The following is a 1,331-nucleotide window of genomic DNA, read 5'->3' as shown; positions in this document are numbered from 1 at the left end:
CGGATCCCGGACCGCTCCAACGCCTCCCACGACACCTCCAGCAGCAACCGCTGCTGCGGATCCATCGCCTCCGCCTCACGCGGCGCGATCCCGAAAAACCCCGCATCGAACAGATCCGCCTCATGCAGGAAACCCCCGCCCCGCGTGCGGATCCGCCCGCGCCCGTGCGCGTCCGGGTCGTAGGCACGGTCCAGGTCCCACCCCCGTCCCTCGGGGAGACCCGAGATCACATCGCGCCCCTCCGACACCACCTGCCACAAGTCCTCCGGGGACTCCACCCCGCCCGGATACCGGCAGCCCATCCCCACGATCGCGATGGGCTCGTGGGCCTTCTCCTCCAGCTCCCGGGTCTGTTGCCGGGCCTCACGCAGTTCGGCAGTCGCGCGCTTGAGGTAGTCGCGGAGTTTGGCTTCGTTGGACATGGCGCTCACTTTTCCCATCCCTCAGCGCGACAGTTCGTTGTCGAGAGCGTCGAAGAGTTCGTCGTCCGTGACGTGGTCGAGGTCGTCGGCGGATGCGTCGATCTCGCCCTGGTCCCGGTGCCAGGCGCGGAGGATCTGGTTCAGTCGGGTGGTGATCCTCGTACGGTCCTCGCCGTCACCGTCGAAGAGCTTCAGGGCCTCCTCCATCCGGGTGGCGTCGGCGAGGACGCGCTGGACCGGATCGGGCTGATCGGGCTGATCGGGCTGATCGGGCTGGAGGGACGCCAGGAGGTGGGAGGCCAGATCGTCCGGTGTGGGCCGGTCGAAGAGGACATTGACCGGGAGCCTGAGTCCGGTCGCCGCGTTGAGCCGGTTACGCAGTTCGACCAGGGTCAGGGAGTCCAGGCCGAGCACCCGGAACTCCGCTTCGGTGTCGATGTCTTCGGCTCCCGCGTGCCCGAGGACGTCGGCGATCTCCTGGCACAGGAGGCTCTTCACGACATCGAGGCCGCGCCTGCCAGGTGCCTGTGCGACCCGGTCGGTCCAGGAGAAGGGGCCCGCGGCCGCAGTCGCCGTGGCCGGGACAGCCGTACGCCGAGGCGGGGTGGAGACGAGGCCGCGCAGCAGGGGCGGCAGATCGCCCGCAGCCGCCCTCTGGTGCAGGCGCGCCGAGTCGATCAGCAGCGGCACCACGGCCGGCTCGCTGCCCTGCCAGGCCTGGTCGAACAGGGCCATGCCGTGCTCGGAAGGGATCTTCCCGATGCCGTACCGCTCGAAGCGCTGGAGGGCCGTGTCGTCGAGGGTTCCGGCCATCCCGGAGGCCTGCTCCCACAACCCCCATGCGAGAGAAACACCCGGCAGCCCCTGAGCACGCCGCTCATGCGCCAACGCGTCCAAGAACGCATTCGC

Annotated in this window: 2 protein-coding genes; both read right to left on the bottom strand. The window is 69.6% G+C overall.

What is annotated here, in order from left to right:
- The coding region (locus tag ACH4TL_RS45810; protein WP_398425558.1) for a beta-ketoacyl synthase N-terminal-like domain-containing protein at positions 1 to 422 on the bottom strand (422 nt) is incomplete at its 3' end.
- A gap of 21 nt (positions 423 to 443) precedes the next feature.
- The coding region (locus ACH4TL_RS45805; protein ID WP_398332155.1) for a phosphopantetheine-binding protein at positions 444 to 1,331 on the bottom strand (888 nt) is incomplete at its 5' end.

The sequence above is a fragment of the Streptomyces sp. NPDC021115 genome (assembly GCF_044333065.1).
Lineage (GTDB): Bacteria > Actinomycetota > Actinomycetes > Streptomycetales > Streptomycetaceae > Streptomyces.
The sequence above is the reverse complement of the archived record's forward strand: the minus strand, read 5'-3'. Positions and strand labels throughout refer to the sequence as shown.